13 protein-coding genes are annotated in these 18,067 nt (G+C 57.2%); 8 read left to right on the top strand and 5 right to left on the bottom strand.

All coding sequences use genetic code 11. The features are described 5' to 3' along the window. The 5 genes from LBR61_13935 to LBR61_13915 form a co-directional block, all read left to right on the top strand. The coding region (locus LBR61_13935; protein MDR1733182.1) for a hypothetical protein at positions 1-1,932 on the top strand (1,932 nt) is incomplete at its 5' end. Between the two features lie 14 nt (positions 1,933-1,946). Beyond that, entirely contained in the window at positions 1,947-5,543 is a 3,597-nt protein-coding gene (gene flgL / locus LBR61_13930; GenBank protein MDR1733181.1) for a flagellar hook-associated protein FlgL, read from the top strand. A gap of 23 nt (positions 5,544-5,566) precedes the next feature. After that, positions 5,567-6,055, top strand: coding sequence for a flagellar assembly protein FliW (gene fliW / locus LBR61_13925; GenBank protein ID MDR1733180.1), 489 nt, complete (start codon positions 5,567-5,569; stop codon positions 6,053-6,055). 1 nt (position 6,056) lies between these two features. Then, positions 6,057-6,404, top strand: coding sequence for a carbon storage regulator CsrA (gene csrA, locus LBR61_13920; protein MDR1733179.1), 348 nt, complete (start codon positions 6,057-6,059; stop codon positions 6,402-6,404). A gap of 305 nt (positions 6,405-6,709) precedes the next feature. Continuing rightward, positions 6,710-9,271, top strand: coding sequence for a flagellin (locus tag LBR61_13915; protein MDR1733178.1), 2,562 nt, complete (start codon positions 6,710-6,712; stop codon positions 9,269-9,271). 90 nt (positions 9,272-9,361) lie between these two features. Here the strand turns inward: LBR61_13915 and LBR61_13910 are convergent, their stop codons facing one another. Further along, positions 9,362-9,874 carry a hypothetical protein gene (locus LBR61_13910; protein ID MDR1733177.1) on the bottom strand — a complete coding sequence of 171 codons (513 nt, stop codon included), beginning with the start codon at positions 9,872-9,874 and terminating at the stop codon, positions 9,362-9,364. A 121-nt stretch (positions 9,875-9,995) separates the two neighbouring features. Continuing rightward, positions 9,996-11,018, bottom strand: a complete 1,023-nt coding sequence (locus tag LBR61_13905; protein ID MDR1733176.1) for an aldo/keto reductase — start codon at positions 11,016-11,018, stop codon at positions 9,996-9,998. A gap of 167 nt (positions 11,019-11,185) precedes the next feature. Here LBR61_13905 and LBR61_13900 point away from each other — a divergent pair, with 167 nt between their 5' ends. The 3 genes from LBR61_13900 (at position 11,186) to LBR61_13890 (ending at position 13,709) form a co-directional block, all read left to right on the top strand. Then, positions 11,186-12,232, top strand: a complete 1,047-nt coding sequence (locus LBR61_13900; protein MDR1733175.1) for an ATP-binding cassette domain-containing protein — start codon at positions 11,186-11,188, stop codon at positions 12,230-12,232. Beyond that, entirely contained in the window at positions 12,214-12,906 is a 693-nt protein-coding gene (locus LBR61_13895) for an ABC transporter permease (protein MDR1733174.1), read from the top strand. The genes LBR61_13900 and LBR61_13895 overlap by 19 nt, the downstream gene beginning before the upstream one ends. Before the next feature lie 194 nt (positions 12,907-13,100). Next, positions 13,101-13,709 carry a DUF1847 domain-containing protein gene (locus LBR61_13890; protein MDR1733173.1) on the top strand — a complete coding sequence of 203 codons (609 nt, stop codon included), beginning with the start codon at positions 13,101-13,103 and terminating at the stop codon, positions 13,707-13,709. Positions 13,710-13,794: 85 nt separating this feature from the next. On the opposite strand, the gene LBR61_13885 is transcribed toward LBR61_13890, so the two are convergent. The 3 genes from LBR61_13885 to LBR61_13875 all read right to left on the bottom strand — a co-directional run bounded on the left by LBR61_13885 (position 13,795) and on the right by LBR61_13875 (position 17,699). Further along, on the bottom strand, positions 13,795-14,913 hold the full coding sequence (locus LBR61_13885) for a homoserine O-acetyltransferase (protein MDR1733172.1): 1,119 nt from the start codon (positions 14,911-14,913) through the stop codon (positions 13,795-13,797). A gap of 80 nt (positions 14,914-14,993) precedes the next feature. Next, a complete protein-coding gene (locus LBR61_13880; protein ID MDR1733171.1) occupies positions 14,994-16,289 on the bottom strand; it encodes an O-acetylhomoserine aminocarboxypropyltransferase/cysteine synthase in 1,296 nt (431 codons plus the stop codon). Positions 16,290-16,637: 348 nt separating this feature from the next. Next, positions 16,638-17,699 carry a Fic family protein gene (locus tag LBR61_13875; protein MDR1733170.1) on the bottom strand — a complete coding sequence of 354 codons (1,062 nt, stop codon included), beginning with the start codon at positions 17,697-17,699 and terminating at the stop codon, positions 16,638-16,640. Positions 17,700-18,067 lie beyond the last annotated feature (368 nt).

The raw sequence follows: 18,067 nt of genomic DNA, 5'->3' as shown, positions 1-18,067 counted from the left end.
GTAACGGGAAGCGGAACCGACTGGACGGTGACGGCGACGATAACCGGACCGGGCGGGACGGTGGTGGGCACTTACACGGGCTCTCCCATTGACAACAATGGAAGCGGTGAGCTCGTTCTGAGCGAGCTGGCCGACGAAATGAGAAACGCCTTCGCGTCTGTTTCTCCTGTTATGGATGACGTCTCCGTTTCGGTGAACGGCAACACCCTTTCCGTGACGTCGGACGTCAACACCGTCCTGTATTCCGTGCCTTCCGGCGGCACCGATCTTCTGGGCATGATATCGGACTACGTTTACATGAGGACGAGGCCGGCCAGCACCACGGACGCCCTCGGCATCCTGGGGTCCTTCCGCATTCAGGTGGGGAGCCAGGGGACGCAGGTCATGTCGAAATACGTGGGGGCCAACGTGAACGGCGCCGGCTTCACGGAGGGAGACATTCTGGGGCCCGGGACGGCGGGAGAGACCTACACCTTCCGGATTGGCGTGGACGACTACGAGGCCAATATCACGGTGGCGTGGAACGATACGACCCAACTGTGGGAGATGTCCTGCGACGCGGTGGTGACGCCGGCCACCCCCGTCACTTCCGCGACCAATTTCTTCACGGTGAGCGACATTGCGAATTACCTGGGCACGGTGCTCCCCACCACGGGGACCAGCGCCCTGGAGGTGGGACGGGGAAGCAGCCCCAACGGGCAGTTCTACCTGAAATCCACCGACAACCACCTGATCTCCATTGCGGACGTGAAGGGGGATCTGGCGGCGAAAATGGGGATGGTCAACCCCAACCCCGTTATCACCATCGACATAGAAGAAACGGACTCTCTGGAGACCATCCGGAACAAGATCAACGAAAAATATCAGGAGGAATACGGACTGACGGCGCCGGAGCAGTGGGTTCACGCCTCGCTGGCTCAGGCCTCGGATCAGTCCTGGTACCTGACCATTGCCTCCGACGTGCCGGGGGAGGCCCAGCGGATCACCCTGATGGGGGACGAGTCGGGGAACATTCAGCCCCTGCTCCGTCTCGGTCTGCTGAACACGGTGGAGGTGGGCAGCGGCCAGTATCGCTACGTGACGGCCATCTCTCAGAAGGCGGAGGACGCTTCCTTTACCTTCAACGGCGTGCGCTACCTGTCCTCCGACAACACCTTCAGCCAGGCGCGGCGCATTCCCTCCAGCACCAGCCGTTACGACTACTCCGCCAGCACGCTGGAGACCGTCAGCGAAGGTCTGTGGCTGGAGCTGAAGTCCGTGGGGCAGACGGCGATCACCGTCCGTCACCACGTTCAGGACGGAACCATCAAGGGCATGGAGGACATTCGCGACGGATTGATTCAAGACCTGAAGGGCGGACTGGACGAGTTGGCCTGGGAACTGGTCAACAACTTCAACGCCTATCAGTACGCGGGATATGGCATCGGCGACGCCCTCAACACGACCGGAACGGCGTTTTTCGAACCGCTGACAACCAAAGCGGGCGCGGCCAGTCGGTTGGGCGTCAGCAGCGCCATATCCGGCAACGTGAACCTCATCGGGGCGGCCATGGGACAGCTGGACGCGAGCGGCAGGGCCATTTACGGAACGTCTGCCGGAAGCGGAAGCGGCTCCAACGCCGCCCGTATGACGGCGATGCAGTACGGACAGCTCCTTGCCGGCGGCACGGCGAGTTTTGGAGAATACTACAACGGGTATCTTTCGAAGATCGGCAGCGAGGCCGGACGGGCTGCCCTGATGTCCAGAACCCAGTCCAACCTGGTGGCGAACATCGACGAGCAGCGTCAGGCCGTCATGGGCGTCAACATCGACGAGGAAATGCTGGACCTTCTGAAGTGGAATACGGCTTACAACGCCATGGCGCGTTACGTCACCACCATCGACGAGATGCTGGACCGGATCATCAACGGATTCGGCCTGGTGGGCAGATAGAGAGGGAGGCCGTTATGATCAGCCGCGTGAGCACACCGATGATATACCGCTCCTTCACCGGGGCGTTGCAGAGTAATCTGCAGGCTCTTCTGGATTTGCAGCGGCAGCTTGCCACGGGGAATGTATATTCGAAACTTTCGGACAACCCCGCCGCCATTTCGAAAATGCTGGACCTGCAGTCCACCATCACCTCCACTGAGACCTATGTCGCCACGCAGAACACCGCCATTTCGATGCTGAAACTGTCGGAGACGGCCATCGACAGCGCGATCAATACGGTACAGGAGATCCGGACTCTGGTCATCCAGGCCGGAGACGGCGGTCTGGATGCCACCGCGCTGGAGGCCATCGCGGTGCAGATTGAGGCGCTGGAGGATGAGCTGCTGAATACGCTGAACACGCAGGTGGCGGGAAAATACCTTTTCGGCGGCACGGACACCACGACCCCGCCCTTTGTAAGGGACGCCAACGGCAACGTCCGCTATACGGGCTCGGACGAGAGAATGCGCTATATGATTGAACAGGGCGTTCTCGGGGACGTCTCCTTCACCGGCGCGGAAATTCTGCCCAGCGACTCCAATTCTTATTTTATCTGCAGCGAGTACGTGCCTCTGGACTGGTCCTGGACGGGCCGGGAGGAAAAAGTGCAGATCACGGTGGGAGACAGGACGCTGTCCGTGTTTATCCCCGAGGAATGGATTGACGAGGTGACCACGGGCACTACGAAGCCGACGGATTACAACCAGTTCCGGGACCCGGACGAGGTGAGCGGCCTTTCTCTGGACGACCTGGCGACCCTCGTCAATCGCGCTCTGACGGAGCAGGGCGCCGATATGCTGGTGAAGGCCAAAGTCGAAAAAAATTACGATTCCGGTCAGCAGCGCCTCCTGTTCGAGAGCGTGACGGGAGAGCCGATCTACGTGACGGGCTGGCCCACCACGGATTACATCGCCATGCCTCAGACCGTGACCGGAGAGACGATTTTGGGGATTCCGAACTGGAACAGCACGACCAACCCCTCCTCCGGAAACGGCCTCATGGGGTCGGTCAGCACGCTGGGTTGGAAGGGCACGGCGGCCGGCGGGACGATCTCCATCAGCCTGAGCGGCGGCGCGCCGCAAAACTTCACCCTCAGCAATTACAACTCCATCACCGATCTGGTGAGCGACATCAATTCAAAAATCGCGACGTCCAACGGAGAGCCCTTCGCCGCGGTGGAGTCGGGGCGTCTGGTGCTGCATTCCGACATGGACACGATTGCCGTAACGGGCACGGCCCAGGGTATGACGGAGCTTTTTGGGCCGGCTTACGCAGGAGGAATCAACAGCTCCACCAGCTCTCTTTCGATTCAGATTGGGGACAACCACCCCATAAAGGTTTACATCAACGCCGGCGACAATCTGACGACGATTGCCGACCGCATCAACGCCATTGAGGGCGTTTACGCCCGCACCTCGGCGGACGGGGATCAGCTCGTGGTCGTGGCGCAGAGGATCGGGAACCTGCCCGAGGACCCGCTGGACGTGGACGCCGCCACGGAGAACGTCCACTATCCCTCTCTGATCATTCGGGGCGAGGGAGAGGCTCTCGTGCTGTTCGACTTCACCACCTCCACGGACCCCAATACGGGCGTGGTGACGGGGGAAATCGCGTCGGAAGCGGAAACCCGCCAGGTGGATCACAGCCATATGGACGTGTTCGATTACCTGGGCATGGAGACCGCCCTGAAAAGCGTGCAGTTCAAGCAGGGGCAGACGCTCAACGTCACCAGCGAGCTGCACTGGCGCGTCATGAGCGGCTCCAGAGTCTTCGACATCAAGCTGCCTCCCGGACAGTACACCATGGAGCAGCTGGCCGACCGGCTGAAAAACGCCGGCGCGGGGTGGCTGGAGGTCACGGTGGACGTTTCCCGGACCAGTCAGCTGAACATGGACGACACGGAGGACGGTCTGGGGACGAGTTACAACTTTGAGGAGGCCACCAGCCGTCTGGTGATTCGCAGCACGGAGGGTCAGCCCGTCGTCTTCATGGATATGAACGCAAGCCGCTACGCCGAGGAAATGGGCCTTTCTCTGGCCCTTCGCACGGATCCTGACATGGGCGTGGACAACATTGTCCTGCCGGGGGCCCCCTGCGTGGACGACAACCTGCCGGCGATGGTTCGGGTGCAGAAAACCTGCGGAATGGCCTTCGACATCCGGCTGGTTCCCAGTGAGATAAAGAACGCCGACGGCACCATCAGCCGCGTCAAGGTCATGCAGCAGATAGCGGACCAGACCAACGCCCAGGCGGGATACGAGATGCTGAAGGTCGTCATTCCCGTGGACGCCAATGGAAAGGCCCTGCCGGACTCCGCCTCTCTGGTTTCCGTTACGGGAGAGCCCTTCGAGGTGGTGGATCTGCCGATCTCCGACCCCAACTGGAACACCTACACGGCGGGTATCGCCGCGCAGATGGGCATTCATGGGGGCATCACCAGTCTGCTTCCGGTGACGGACGACGAGCCCATGGGGGTGACCGGGGCCATTCGCTTCGAAACGACGGGAGGGCGAAGCGTGGTGATCGACGTCGTGGCCACCGACACGGCCAAGGACATTATGGACCGCCTGCGCAACCAGGCGGGGGACTGGCTCTACGTCAACTACTTCGACCCGAGAATGGGCTCGATCAACGGACAGCAGGGGGACAACCCCATCGTCGCCATCGCGGCCAAAGACGGCTCGGCGGTGAACGTCATCGACGTCACGGGCACGGTGGCTCAGGACAAGCTCATGATGGAGACGGGCATCCAGGGCGATAAAACCTTTTTCGACGTCAACGGGGATCTGGATCTGACGGTATGGAACATCCCCGTGGGAACTCCATCGACGGGGCTGACCTTCAGCATCACCGTGGACGGGTACACCCACACCATCGACCTGACCTCCATGCGGGACATCAACAACAACGGCGTGATGGACGCGGAGGACCTGGTGGCCACCATCAACTCCCGGATGCAGGACTACGACGTGAAGGCGGAGCTCAACGAGGACGGAATGTTCGTTCTCTGGTCTCCAAGGGGCTACAGAATCGAGATTGGAGGCCCCAACGCTCCCGCCGCCACGGACGTTTCAAACTTCTTTACGGGCACAGCGGCGACGACCAACCAGTATCGGGGCGGCTACGATCTCGACAATCCCCTCAACAACAACGCCAGCATCCCGGACCGCGTTTCACCGACCAACAGCAACTACATGCAGAACGTCACCACCCGGTCGGGGTCCAACGTGACGAAGCAGAACTTTTTTGGCGTTCTCGACAACATCGCGGCGGCCATCCGGTCGGAGAACCGAGACGGACTTCTGGACAAACTGCTGCCCCAGATCGACAGTTTTCTCGACAGCCTGCTGAGGATACAGTCCACCAACGGCGCTCTGCAGGTAAGGTATGAGAGCAATATAGAACGCATGGAGCTGGATGAGATCACCCTGAGTGAAACCTACCAGAACCTGGCGAAGGTGGACATTACGCAGATAACGACGGAATTGATGCTGGCTCAGACCCTTTATCAGGCAACCCTTGGGGTCATCGCCCAGATTGTGCAGCCGACGCTGCTGGACTTTTTACGCTGATATTAAGAAAGGCGAAGTTGAATATGTCGCAAACGGTCACGACAGTAAGTACCTCGCGTTTTGGGGAGATTTCATATTCGGAGGAGGACGTTCTTTTCTTTCCCCGGGGGATTCCCGCGTTTGAGAAGAATCTCAGCTGGATTCTGGCGGGAGAAGAGGACAATGCCATCAAGTGGCTGCAAAGCGTTGACGACGGAGATCTGGCTCTTCCCGTGACGACTCCGGACGCGGTCATGGCCGACTACAACGCCAAAATTCCGGAGGACGACCTGGACCTTGTGGGGTCCCGAAACGTGGGAGATCTGGTGCTCCTGATCGTCGTTTCGATTCCGGAGTCGGCGCCCTGGGACACCACGGCCAACCTGAGAGCCCCCATTCTTGTGAACCTGAAGAGCCGGAGGGCCGTTCAGGTGATTGCGCTGAACGAGGAATATCCCATTCGCTGCCCTGTTTTTCCGGAGGATGTGCGAGAGAACATGAAACTTTCAGCCACCATGAAAGAGGGCGTGTGAAATGTTGGTGCTCAGTCGTCGCCTGAACGAGTCGATTCAAATCGGGGAGGACATCCAGGTCACCGTTGTCGACGTGAGAGGCGACGTTGTGCGTCTCGGCATCAGCGCCCCCCAAAAGACACAGATATGGCGCAAGGAGCTATGGGACGCCATCGTGGAGGAAAACAGAAAAGCGGCCCTGGCCGCCGCCGAGTCCTCGAAAAGAACGGTCACCGCGCCGCAGCTGCCTGTGTCCACTTTCTCGAAACTCTCGAAGCTGAAGACGGTGCGCCCCAAAAAAACGACGAAAGTGGATAAAGAAAAAACAGAAAAAGCCGATAAAACTGATAAGACGGATGACGAAGAGTGAAGATTCTCTCTTCTTCTGAAAAAACGCGAAGACAGCGTTACGAAGCGGATTTTGCAGATTTTCCTCCGATGGAGCGGAGGCTTGAAAATTTTTACGTGAGCGTGCGGTTTGAAAGGATGCAAATCGTAAATTTTTGGTTGAAGGATGTGGTGCAGGCAAAGATTTAGAAAATCCCGTTTTCAATGCCGGCGGACAGCGTGCGGCATATTCACTGGCAACAAACGCGCGTGGGGACCAGGATGGTCGAAGGAGAGATTTTTTTGATCGCGAGGTAGGATGCCTCGTATACAGGAGGTTACTATACTATGAGAATTTATCACAATATTCCGGCTCTTTATGCGTATAATGCGCTCAGTCAGACGAACAACGCGTTGCAGAAGTCCATTCAGTCGCTGTCCACGGGGTTGAGAATCAATTCCGCGGCGGACGACGCGGCGGGCCTTGCCATTTCCGAAAAGATGCGCGCCCAGATCAGCGGCCTGAACATGGCGGTTCGCAACGCGCAGGACGGCGTTTCCATGCTTCAGACGGCGGAGGGAGCTCTGTCGGAGACCCACAGCATCCTCCAGCGTATGAGAGAACTGGCGGTTCAGGCGGCCAACGACACTTTGACCACGCAGGACCGGCAGTACATTCAGCTTGAAATCGACCAGTTGAAGGACGAGATCAGCCGTATCGCCACGGCCACGCAGTTCAACAAGAAGCGCCTGCTGGACGGAAGCTCCGCGGCTCTGTGGTCTTCCAGCGACCTTTCGACGAAGGCCTACGTCAACGGCTCTCTGCGTGAGGTGGACCAGTTCGGGCAGAAGGCGGCCTTTGAGGGCAACTTCAAAATCTCCGTCTCGGCCAACGCCACCCAGCTGGGGCAGGCCCAGGTTCAGAAGAGCGACATCTTCACCATCAAGCACCAAAACGTCATCATGGACGTCAGCGTCAACAACCAGGCCGGCGTTCAGGCCGTGCGAGTGGACAACGTCCCGGCGGGCACCTACAAGGTCACGGGCAACACCAACAGCTACTCGGACAGCACTGCTGCCGACCTGTGGACAAACGCGTACAATCCGTCACTCAGCAACACGCACCTTGTTGGGTACTACAGCACCCAGGGAATCCAGCCTGCAGACATACCGGGATTAGCATATAACGCTTTCGCGGCAATCTCGTCGGACGTCAACGCCAGCATTCTGGTGGAGGTCACCAACGTGGACGCCACGGCCAAGAGCGTCACCTTCAAGGCCACGGCCTCCGTGCTCAATGCGGATGGAACGGTCGAAACCCACGTCCAGGACAACATCATCATCACGGCGGGGACTCTCGGGGTGGCCTCCACTTCTTTGTCTGACCCCGGCGTCACGTCGTTCCTGACCAACAATGGAACCAGCAAGCTGGGCTTCGACTTTGCGGTTTACATTGACGAGGACAGCTTTGACACCTCGATAGGCACGGGGACTGCCGCGGGCAAGATGGCCTACGCCGTGGGGGACAAGGCGGTTTACAACGTCGTAGCCTCCACCACGGGAACTTCAGGCGGCACCACCGACACCGTGTTCAAGATCACCGGTGTGCAGAACGAGGACTGGCCCGACAAGTGGGCGGACATGAACCTGACCGGCGCCGCCGGGGGATCCCCCGGTGTTCAGAACTCCTCGAACCTGACCTACGGGGTTACGGAGTTTCCTTTGCATTTCGCCGTCGACTCGACGTCCGTGGCGGGCAAGGAGATCCATTTCCGCAACTTCTACCTCAACACGGAAAACGGGACGGTCTACGAGGGCAACATCGTCATGACGCTGGACAGCAATTTCACAGCGCCCACGACCAACACGACCATGGCCACCTTCGAGGCGGCGTACCTGGGTCAGACGGCCAAGAGCGACGTGGCCCTGCGGGACATCAACAAGTTCTGGGACTCCCAGGGTGTCTTCATGCTGAACGATCCCCAGACCATCACCATCACCCAGGGCGACGGCACCAGCACCAGCGTGACCCTCTACTCCACCGACACGCTGGAGGGGCTGCGCCAGAAGCTGAACGACGCCATCGCCACCGGCCTGGGGCAGAGCAAGTACGCCTCCTCCGGAGCCACCCACTTCGTGAGCTTCGTGGAGGACCCCACCGCCAACACCGCCGAGTCCGTGGCGGGCACCTTCGTCATCCGCTCTCTGGTGGCCGGCGAGGCGGGCAAGCTGAACTTCTCCGGGGATGAGGACCTCATCAACGCCCTGTCCCTGAACGTCATCAGCGAAGCCAAGGAAAGCTCCTACACCGTTTCCGTCTACGACGCCCACACGGGGTCCATCATCGCCAGCGACGTGAAGCTGTCGGGCAACCTGATGGTTGGGGTCATCCATCCCAACGTGGACGTGGAGTTCGACTCCCTGGCGGGCATCAAGGCCGTGTGGAACGACGCCACGAAGTCCTTTACCTTCACGGCAAGCTCCGAGCCCTACGAGACGATCCTGCACCTTGTGGACAACAGCACCGTTTACCAGGTGGGAGCCAACGCCGGCGAGGATCTGGCCATCGACATCGGCAACATGTCGGCGGACGCGTTGGGCGTAACGGGCATCATCGTCACGGACCGCGAGTCCGCGAGCCGCGCCATCACCAAACTGGACAGCGCCATCAACAAGGTCTCCCTGCAGCGTGCGAAGATCGGCGCGTACCAGAACGCCCTTGAGCACACCGTGTCGAACCTTACGACCACGGCCACGAACCTGACCGACGCCGAGAGCCGCATCCGCGACGTGGATATGTCGGAGGAGATGATGAACTTCACCCGCCTGCAGATCCTGATGCAGTCCGGCACGGCAATGCTGGCCCAGGCGAACCAGCTTCCTCAGTCCGTCCTCAGCCTGCTCCAGTAGTCTTTTTTTCAAATCGAGCAATAACGAAAAAGGCCGCCCCCCAAACGGAAGCGGCCTTTTTTGATGTCCTGAAAATATTATGGAAAAAAATTACTTCTTTTTGGGAGCCGCCTTCTTTGCGGGAGCCTTGGGGGCGGGCTGGGTTTTGCCGACCGCCAGAGGATAGGCCTTACCCGCCGCGGACTTGGGATCGACGGCCACAAAGGTCCGCTGAACGGCATCGGAGGACCCGTCGAACACGGTTCCGTAAATCTCGTTGCCCAGCATGTCGTAGTGCCGCAGGTAGGTCACGGCGAACAGCTTGCCGTCTTTCGTGTATTCGTAGCCGTACTCGGTGAAGTAAAGGCTGCCGGCCAGTTCCGGGGAAAGGGAGTACTTGGACATCAGTAAATCGATGGTTTCTTTCTTGATGGCCTCATTTGTATAATATTTGCGCGTTACGGCATAGGGGAGGGCGTCCTGAATGCCATAGTCCAATATGTACCACTGCATCTTCACGTGATCCTGCCCAAGATTCTTCTGCTTCGCCGGATCCCAGGCGCTCGCGGGAACCGCGACGCAGATCACTGCAACAAGCACCAACAACAACACTGTCTTCTTCACTAAAATACAACCCCTTCCTGAAAATGAACCTTGAATTCGTTTAGGTTTGATTAAAAACGGAATTATTCTACCATAATTCTCATAACTCAGGCTCAAAGAAACGACCTTTTTGCGTCGTCGCTTATGCTTTCATCAGGCTGTCCCAATAAGCGATGTTGTCCTTCAGAAGTTTTGGAATTTCGAGGTGGTAGGGACAGCGAGTCATGCAGACGCCGCATTCGACGCAGTTTCGGGCCTTCTCCACAGCCGTTCCCACCATCGATTGGGCACGCTCCGGGGTGAATCGCTTCAGGCCGCTTTTCGCGCTCAAAACCCCGCTGATGGGAATCCCCTGAGGACAGGGCTGGCAGTAGTCGCAGCGGTGACACCAGGAGGGCCCGAACTCGGCCCGGAGTTTTTCGATTTTTTCCCTGTCCTGAGAGGTCAGGCCCTGCTTTTTTTCCACAATGGATATAATTTCACGAATTTCCTCGATTTTTTCGATGCCTGGGTCGGGGACGATATTGTCGAACTGCATGAGATAGCGGAAGGAAAGCCCCGCGTCATCCAGAAGCCCGCCCCCCATGGGTTTCATGGCGATAAATCCCATATCCAGCTCCTTCGCCAGAGGGATGGCCTCTTTTTCCGCGTTATTGTCGATGTAGTTGAAGGGAATCTGCACCACGTCGAATTTTCCCCCTCGCATGATCTCCATGGCAAGGGGAATGTTGTGGCTGGAGAAGGCCGGAAACCGCACTTTTCCGGCTTTGATGGCGGCCTGCAGGCCCTCAAAAGCGCCTCCCGGAGCGAATACCGCGTCGCGTCGGGCCTCCGAACCGATGTTATGGAGCTGATAAATGTCGATGTAATCCACGCCCAGCCGTTTCAGGCTCAAATCCAGATCCTCGTCGAATTTTTTTCTGTCGTCGCCGGGGGATTTGGAGGCGATGACGAGGTCTTCACGCCGGACGCCCTTTATCCCCTCTCCGATTTTTTCCTCGCTGTCGTGATAAACGTGGGCCGTATCGATGAAGTTTATTCCAAGGTCCAGCGTTTTGCGAACCAGCGCCACCGCCTCTTCTTTGGGCACGCGCATGATGGGTATGCCGCCGAGGGCGACTCTGCTGACCTGAAGCTCCGTTTTTCCCAGTCTGATTTTTTCCATGATTATTTCTCCCCCCCTGTAATCTGTGTAAATTTCATGACGTACCAATTATACAGCGGAGTCCCCTGCATATTGACAGGACGGGAACGATGCGGTATTATCCCTAAAACATATAAAAATAATATGTGTTTAACAAAAATTATCATTACGCAGGGAAGTCACTCTGAATGATCGTCCTGGAAAATGTCGCCAAGGCCTTTGAAAACGGGGGAAACGCCATCGAGGCCGTCAAAGAAGTCAGTTTGAAGGTAGAGCGGGGAGAGGTGTTTGGCATTATAGGTTTCTCCGGAGCGGGGAAATCGACGCTGGTGCGCTGCATCAACCTGCTGGAGCGTCCCGACGGCGGAAAAGTTTTTGTGGATGGACGGGAGCTCACGGCCCTCCCTGAAAAGGAGCTGCGAAAGGCCCGCAAAAAGATCGGCATGATTTTTCAGCAGTTCAACCTCTTCGCCTCGCGGACGGTGGCGCAAAACGTCGCTTATCCCCTGAAATACAGCGGCCTCAGCCGGAGAGAAACGGAGGAGAAGGTGAAGGCTCTGCTGAACCTCGTGGGGCTGGAGGACAAGGAGCGGGCCTATCCCTCCCAGCTCAGCGGAGGGCAGAAACAGCGCGTCGCCATCGCCAGGGCGCTGGCCAACGACCCGGGGATTCTGCTCTGCGACGAGGCGACCAGTTCTCTGGATCCTCAGACGACTCTTTCCATATTGAAACTTTTGAAGGATTTGAACGTGAAACTGGGGCTCACCCTTGTGGTCATCACCCATGAGATGCAGGTGGTCCGGGAAATATGCGGTCGGGTGGCGATTATGGAGAACGGGCGCATCGTGGAAGAGGGCGATGTGTTTTCGGTGTTCGCGGCTCCCAAACAGCAGATCACCCGCGACTTTATCGACACGACTTCAAACCTTTCTAAAATTCATGCTCTTATTGCCGAGGACTCGCCTCTGGTCCGGCTGAAGCCGGGCGAGTGCATCGTCCGGCTGAAATATCTGGAAAAAAACGTCTCCGAGGCCCTGGTGTCCACGGTGTCGAGGCGATTTGAAATTGACGCCAACATCATTTTTGGAGACATCGAATTTTTGGGAGACGCCCCCGTGGGCGGGCTGATTCTTATCGTAAGCGGCGAGCCGGAGAACATCCGGGAGGCCCTTGCGTTTCTGCGGGGAAAAAACGTGGGAGTGGAGGTGCTGAAAGAATGTGGGAAGAGCGCCTGATTTTTTTGAACGCTGTGATGCCCAATATGATGACGAAGTGGCCCGTGTTTTTCCGGTCCATTCTGGAAACGCTGACGATGGTGAGCTGTTCGGGGATTTTAGCCTTCGTGCTGGGGCTTTTTCTCGGCATTGTGGTGACGGTGACCAAAAAAGGGGGCATTCTGGAGCACAAAACGCTTTATCAGGCCCTTGATAAAATTGTGAACTTTTTCCGTTCGGTACCCTTTATTATCCTGCTTGCGGGGCTGATTCCCCTGACGCGTCTGATCATGGGGACGGCCATCGGTGTCAGGGGCGCGATCGTGCCTCTGGTGTTCGGGACGACGCCCTTTTTTACCCGTCAGATCGAGGCCGCTCTGGCGGAGGTGGACCGCGGGGTCGTGGAGGCGGCTCAGTCCATGGGGTCCGGCCCTCTGGAAATAATTTTCCGCGTTTATCTGAAGGAGAGTCTTGCGGGAATCGCCCGGGGAACCACCATCACGGCCATCAACCTGATCGGCCTCAGCGCCATGGCGGGCGCCGTGGGGGCGGGCGGGATGGGAGATTTCGCGATACGCTACGGACATCAGAGAAATCAGCTGGACGTGACGTATGTAACGGTTCTGACCCTGGTTCTCCTGGTGAACGTCATTCAGCTTTTCGGCAACTGGGTCGTCAGAAAAAACGCTCACTGACATTCTGATTATAAAGAGGGCCGGCTTATAAAGATGGCCGGCGCTGCCTCGCAAACCCTCGGTTCGGCGTCGCTTCCCGCAATTTGTGTTAATATGAGATTTCAAGTTTATTTTCATAAAAAGAGGGGTACAGGATCGTGGCCGATGTACATTCGTTAAGTTGCGCAAACTGCACTGTTGGAAATTGCGCGAATTTGAAGGCGTCCTTTCCCGACTTCTGCCTGACGACGCACACTTCTCCGGAAACGGTGGAAAAGGTGACCAAACGTTATCTCAGAAATCCCGAGGAGAAAAAAATGTCGGCGACCTCGGCGGACATCGAGTGCCGATACTACGGCAAGGCCACCCGGGTCGAGGAAACGCTGCTCTTCATCAGAAATATGGGGTACAAAAAAGTGGGCGTTGCGACCTGCGCGGGGCTTTTGAAGGAGTGCAACCAGTTTGCCAGGGCGGCGAAGGCGAAGGGCATCGATATTATGGGCGTGGCCTGCAAGGTGGGAGCGGTGGATAAGACGGTGATCGGCCTGAAGGAAGAGCAGAAACTGGTTCCGGGAGGGCATGAATCCATGTGCAATCCCATTTTGCAGGCGGAGCTGCTGAACGAGGCGCAAACGGAGCTCAACATCATTATGGGGCTGTGCGTGGGGCATGACAGCCTTTTCATCAAACATTCGAAGGCGCCGGTGACGTATCTGATCGTGAAGGACAGGGTGCTGTGTCACAATCCGGCGGCGGCCCTTTACGGAGCGGGAAGTTATTACAGCAGACTCCTGACTCCGGATTTTCCTGAGCCTGTTAAATGAACGGGCGCGGGCGCGCGAATGAAAGAACAGCGAATGAAAGAACAGAAGGAACAGAATAATCAGAATGAATCAGAGTGCGCTCATTTCACGCACTCTGGTTTTTATTTGTCTTTTTCGGAAAATCGATAGAATCGAAAAACGTCGCCAGAATTTCAGAGATCTGGTCGAACTCCACAAGAAAGGCGTCGTGTCCCACGTCGCTGCGGATTTCCCTGTAGGTCGCATGGACGCCCGCGTCCCGGGCCGTTTCCGCCAGTTCCTGAACCTGCCAGGGCGGAAAGAGAATGTCGCTGTTGATCCCCACCGCCAGAAAGGGTTTTTTTCTCATGCTTTCCAGGGCCGCCTCCGCGTCGGAATACCCTCTGCCCACGTCGTGCAGGTCCATCATGCGGGTGAGATAGAGATAACAGTTCGCGTCGAAACGCTTCGTCAGGAGTTCCCCGTGGTGCATCAGATAATTTTCCACGTCGAAGTGCCCACCCCATTCGTCCACGTTTTCCGCCGCTCTCATGTGCCTTTTGATGAAGGATTTTTCGTTGCGATAGGTGATCATCGCCAGCATCCGCGCGTTGAAGAGCCCGTTGTTCGGCCCCCGTTCCGGGTGATAATCCCCCTCCATCCATTCGGGGTCCGAGGTGATGGCGTGGCGCTGAACCCCGTTGAAGGCGATGGCCTGAGGGTAGAGACGCAGAGGCGCCGCGATGACCACGCCGAAGTCCAGGCAGGACGCGAACTGCGTCGTCCATTCAAGCGCGATCATCCCCCCCAGGGAGCCGCCGATGACGCCTCCGATCCGGTGAATGCCCAGCGCGTCCAGCGCCATTTTCTGTGAACAGGCCACGTCCCGGGGGTCCACGAGGGGAAAGCGCATCCCCCAGGGCCGTCGTGTTCCGGGCTCGATGTCGGTGGGCGCGGAGCTTCCGTAGGGACTGCAAAGGTTGTTGCAGCAGATGACGCACAGCTTTTCCGTGTCCAGAATTTTGCCCGGACGCATCAGATCGTCCCACCAGGCTTCCGGAAGGCAGGAAACCTCTTCTCCCGCCACATGATGGCTTCCCGTCAGAGCGTGACAGATCACCACCACGTTGGACCCGTCGGCGCGCGGCGTTCCGTTGATGGAATACGCCACGCGCACGTTCTGCAGCGTTTTTCCCGAATGCAGGGAAAGTTCCGGCAGTGTTACGGAACCGAATCGCTCAGGCATGGCGGCTCAAAATTCCTCTTTTGCCCTGAAAACAGGCTTTTTCGGCATCGGTTTGCGGGGACGGTCCATTTTGCGCAACCCTAGGCCTTTGCCAGGGCCTGCTCAATGTCGGCCAGAATGTCGTCGATGTGCTCGATGCCGATGGAGAGCCGCACCAGTTCGGGAGGCAGACCTCCGGCCCTCTGCTGTTCCTCCGTGAGCTGACTGTGGGAGGTGCTGGCGGGATGAAGGGCCAGAGATTTCGCGTCGCCCACGTTGGCCAGATGGCTGAAGAGCTCCAGCGCCTCGATGAACTTCGCTCCGGCCTCCACGCCGCCTTTGACGCCAAACACGACCATGCCGCCGAAGCCCTTTTTGAGATATTTCGACGCGGTGGGATAGGTGGGGTCGTTTTTCAGGCCGGGGAAGCGGACCCAGGCCACCTTCGAGTGGCCCTCCAGGTACTCCGCCACCTTCGCGGCGTTTTCCACGTGACGGTCCATTCTGAAGGGAAGGGATTCCAGGCCCTGCAGGAACATCCAGGCGTTGTCCGGCGACAGGCAGGCTCCCAGGTTGCGCAGGGGAACGGTGCGCACCCGCAGGGCGAAGGCGGCGGGGGAGAGGGCTTCGGGCAGATCGTGAGCCCAGCGCAGTCCGTGATAGTTGGGGTCGGGCTCGTTGAGAAGCGGGAATTTTTTGTTGCCCTTCCAGGGGAATTTTCCGGAGTCCGTGAGGATGCCTCCAATGGCGGTTCCGTGGCCGCCGATCCATTTCGTCAGGGAGTTGATGACGATGTCCGCTCCGTAATCGATGGAGCGCAGAAGGTAGGGTGTAGTGAAGGTTCCATCGACGATCAGGGGAATTTCCGCCTCGTGAGCGATTTGCGCGACGGCCTCCACATCGGTGACGTCAAGAGCGGGGTTGCCGATTGTCTCGATGTAAACCGCTTTGGTTTTTGCGGTGATGGCTTTTTTGAAGTTTTTCGGGTTGCGCGCGTCCACAAAGTTGACCTTCAGGCCGAACTGAGGAAAGATGGCGTCGAACATGGTATAGGTTCCGCCGTAGAGGTTGGTTCCGGAGACGATTTCATCCCCGGCTTGGGCCAGCGCCACGATGGCGTAGTGGATCGCGCTGGTTCCGGAAGCGGTGGCCACACTGGCGGCTCCTCCCTCCAAAAGGCTTATGCGCTGTTCAAGGACGTCCACCGTGGGGTTTCCCAGCCGGCTGTAGATATTGCCCAACTCCCTCAGCCCGAAAAGGTCGGCTCCGTGCTTCACGCTTTTGAATACGAAGGAGCTCGACCTCACGATCGGCAAACCTCTCGACAGCGTGGTCGGATCGGGAGTCTGTCCTCCGTGAATCGCCAGTGTTTCGAAATGCAGTGGTTTTTTGCTCATTCTCTTTCCTCCTCAACAGGAATCAATAGATTTAAAATTTGCCAATAAAAAAGGGATCCCGTCAGGGACCCCCGTCGCTCGAGCGCACAAACCGACTTAAACGCCGGTCGCTCCAGGAGGGGATCCGTCGTTCATGCGCATCATCATGCTCATAACAAACTGCCTGGCCGTCAACGCATTAAACCCGAACATCAATGAATCCCCTTTCCTCGAAAAATGTATAAACACGAACACAAATCATCACTTCGATAACAAGGAATCTTATCTAAAAAGTAATATTTTGTCAACAAGGCGTTTGCCTTTGTGTTGTTCGTCTGTGATTGGGACATACGGACTGGCGCGGCTTCCTCAAATCCCGATATATTTCTCGGCCAAACCATAGCGTCTCGCCTTGTCCGAGGGATTGACGGCGATAAGAAATCCTTCTTCAACCATCTGTTGACAGAGCAGACGCGCGGAGCGTGGACTGAATCCGAACAATCCTTCCACGTCTCGGGCTGTGACAGTATCGGCGTCGTTGAACAAAACGAGCAATTTCCGCTGTTTGGGCGACAGGGAGCGAAGTGCCGCCGATTTATCCTCTCCCGTTTCTTCCTGAGCGGCTTTCTTTACATGCTCGAAACTGTCCAGCATACCGACGATGAAATACTCCAACCAGGGAGTTATATCCGCTTCGACGCGTCCGAAGTAGCAGTTGTGATGTTCGCCTCTGCTTATGGCTTCATAGTACGCCGGTAAATCGCGGGCATAATATTCTTCAAGAGAATAAACGCCCTTCAAGCCATATCCGCCTTTATGCAGTACGAGTGTCGTGAGCAGACGAGCGGTTCTTCCGTTGCCGTCATAATATGGGTGTATCGTTGCGAACTGATAATGAGCGACGGCGGCGGAAATCGGAACGGGCGCGTTAGAGGTGTTCAACCACTCCACAAGTTCTTTCATAAGCGAAGGGACATCTTTCGCTTCGGGGGGCATGTAAACGATTCCCCCACTCACGCTGTTCCGTATGACGTTTTGGCCTTCTCTGTACGGTGAGGGTTTCACGCGTTTGCGTCCGTCGCCTGAGACAAGCGCGTGAATTGTCTTTATGGCGGTTTCGGTCAAGGGCCGTTGGATATTTTTTTCGCACCATTCCATAGCGGCGTAATAACCTTTTATTTCCACTTCGTCCCGAACACGCCCGGAGACGCTCTCTTTTCCCGAAAGAACCAGCGCCACCTCCTTTTCGGTCAGGCGGTTTCCCTCTATCTGTGTCGAATAATGCGTTGATTTTAGACGCGCCGTATCACGCAGCGTTTTCAGAACGCGGGGAGTAATTGGCAAATTATTGACCGTTTCCTTCAGCGCCTCGATTCTCATCAGAACTGAGGCTATCTTCGATGTAATAGTATAGTTCGGATTAAACGGCATTTTTTCCACCTCAGGCTGTTTCTTTTGCCGCTATTTTGCCACTAAATTGCCGGTAAATCAAATGTCCGTATGGATTGTGCCTTCTGAATAATAATAAAATATTGCAAGAGTGACTTACGATGGTTCCAATGTCTGGCGGATATACAGGAAAAGGAATGCCTTACGTTCAGTTTGCGATGCAGGAAGAGCTTCAGCAGATCTGACGATGACCCATTTTGTCATGATTTCATCTGCTATAATCGCGATGGAGTGGAGGTCGTGTCCGGGTCGTGTCTGAAGACGAAGAACAGGGGAGGAAAGAAACCATGAAAATCGCCGTGCTCGCGGTGGGAAAACCGAAAGACAGGCGAATCGCTTCCCTGATTGAG

The organism is Synergistaceae bacterium (genome assembly GCA_031272035.1).
GTDB lineage: Bacteria > Synergistota > Synergistia > Synergistales > Aminobacteriaceae > JAISSA01.
The sequence above is the reverse complement of the archived record's forward strand: the minus strand, read 5'-3'. Positions and strand labels throughout refer to the sequence as shown.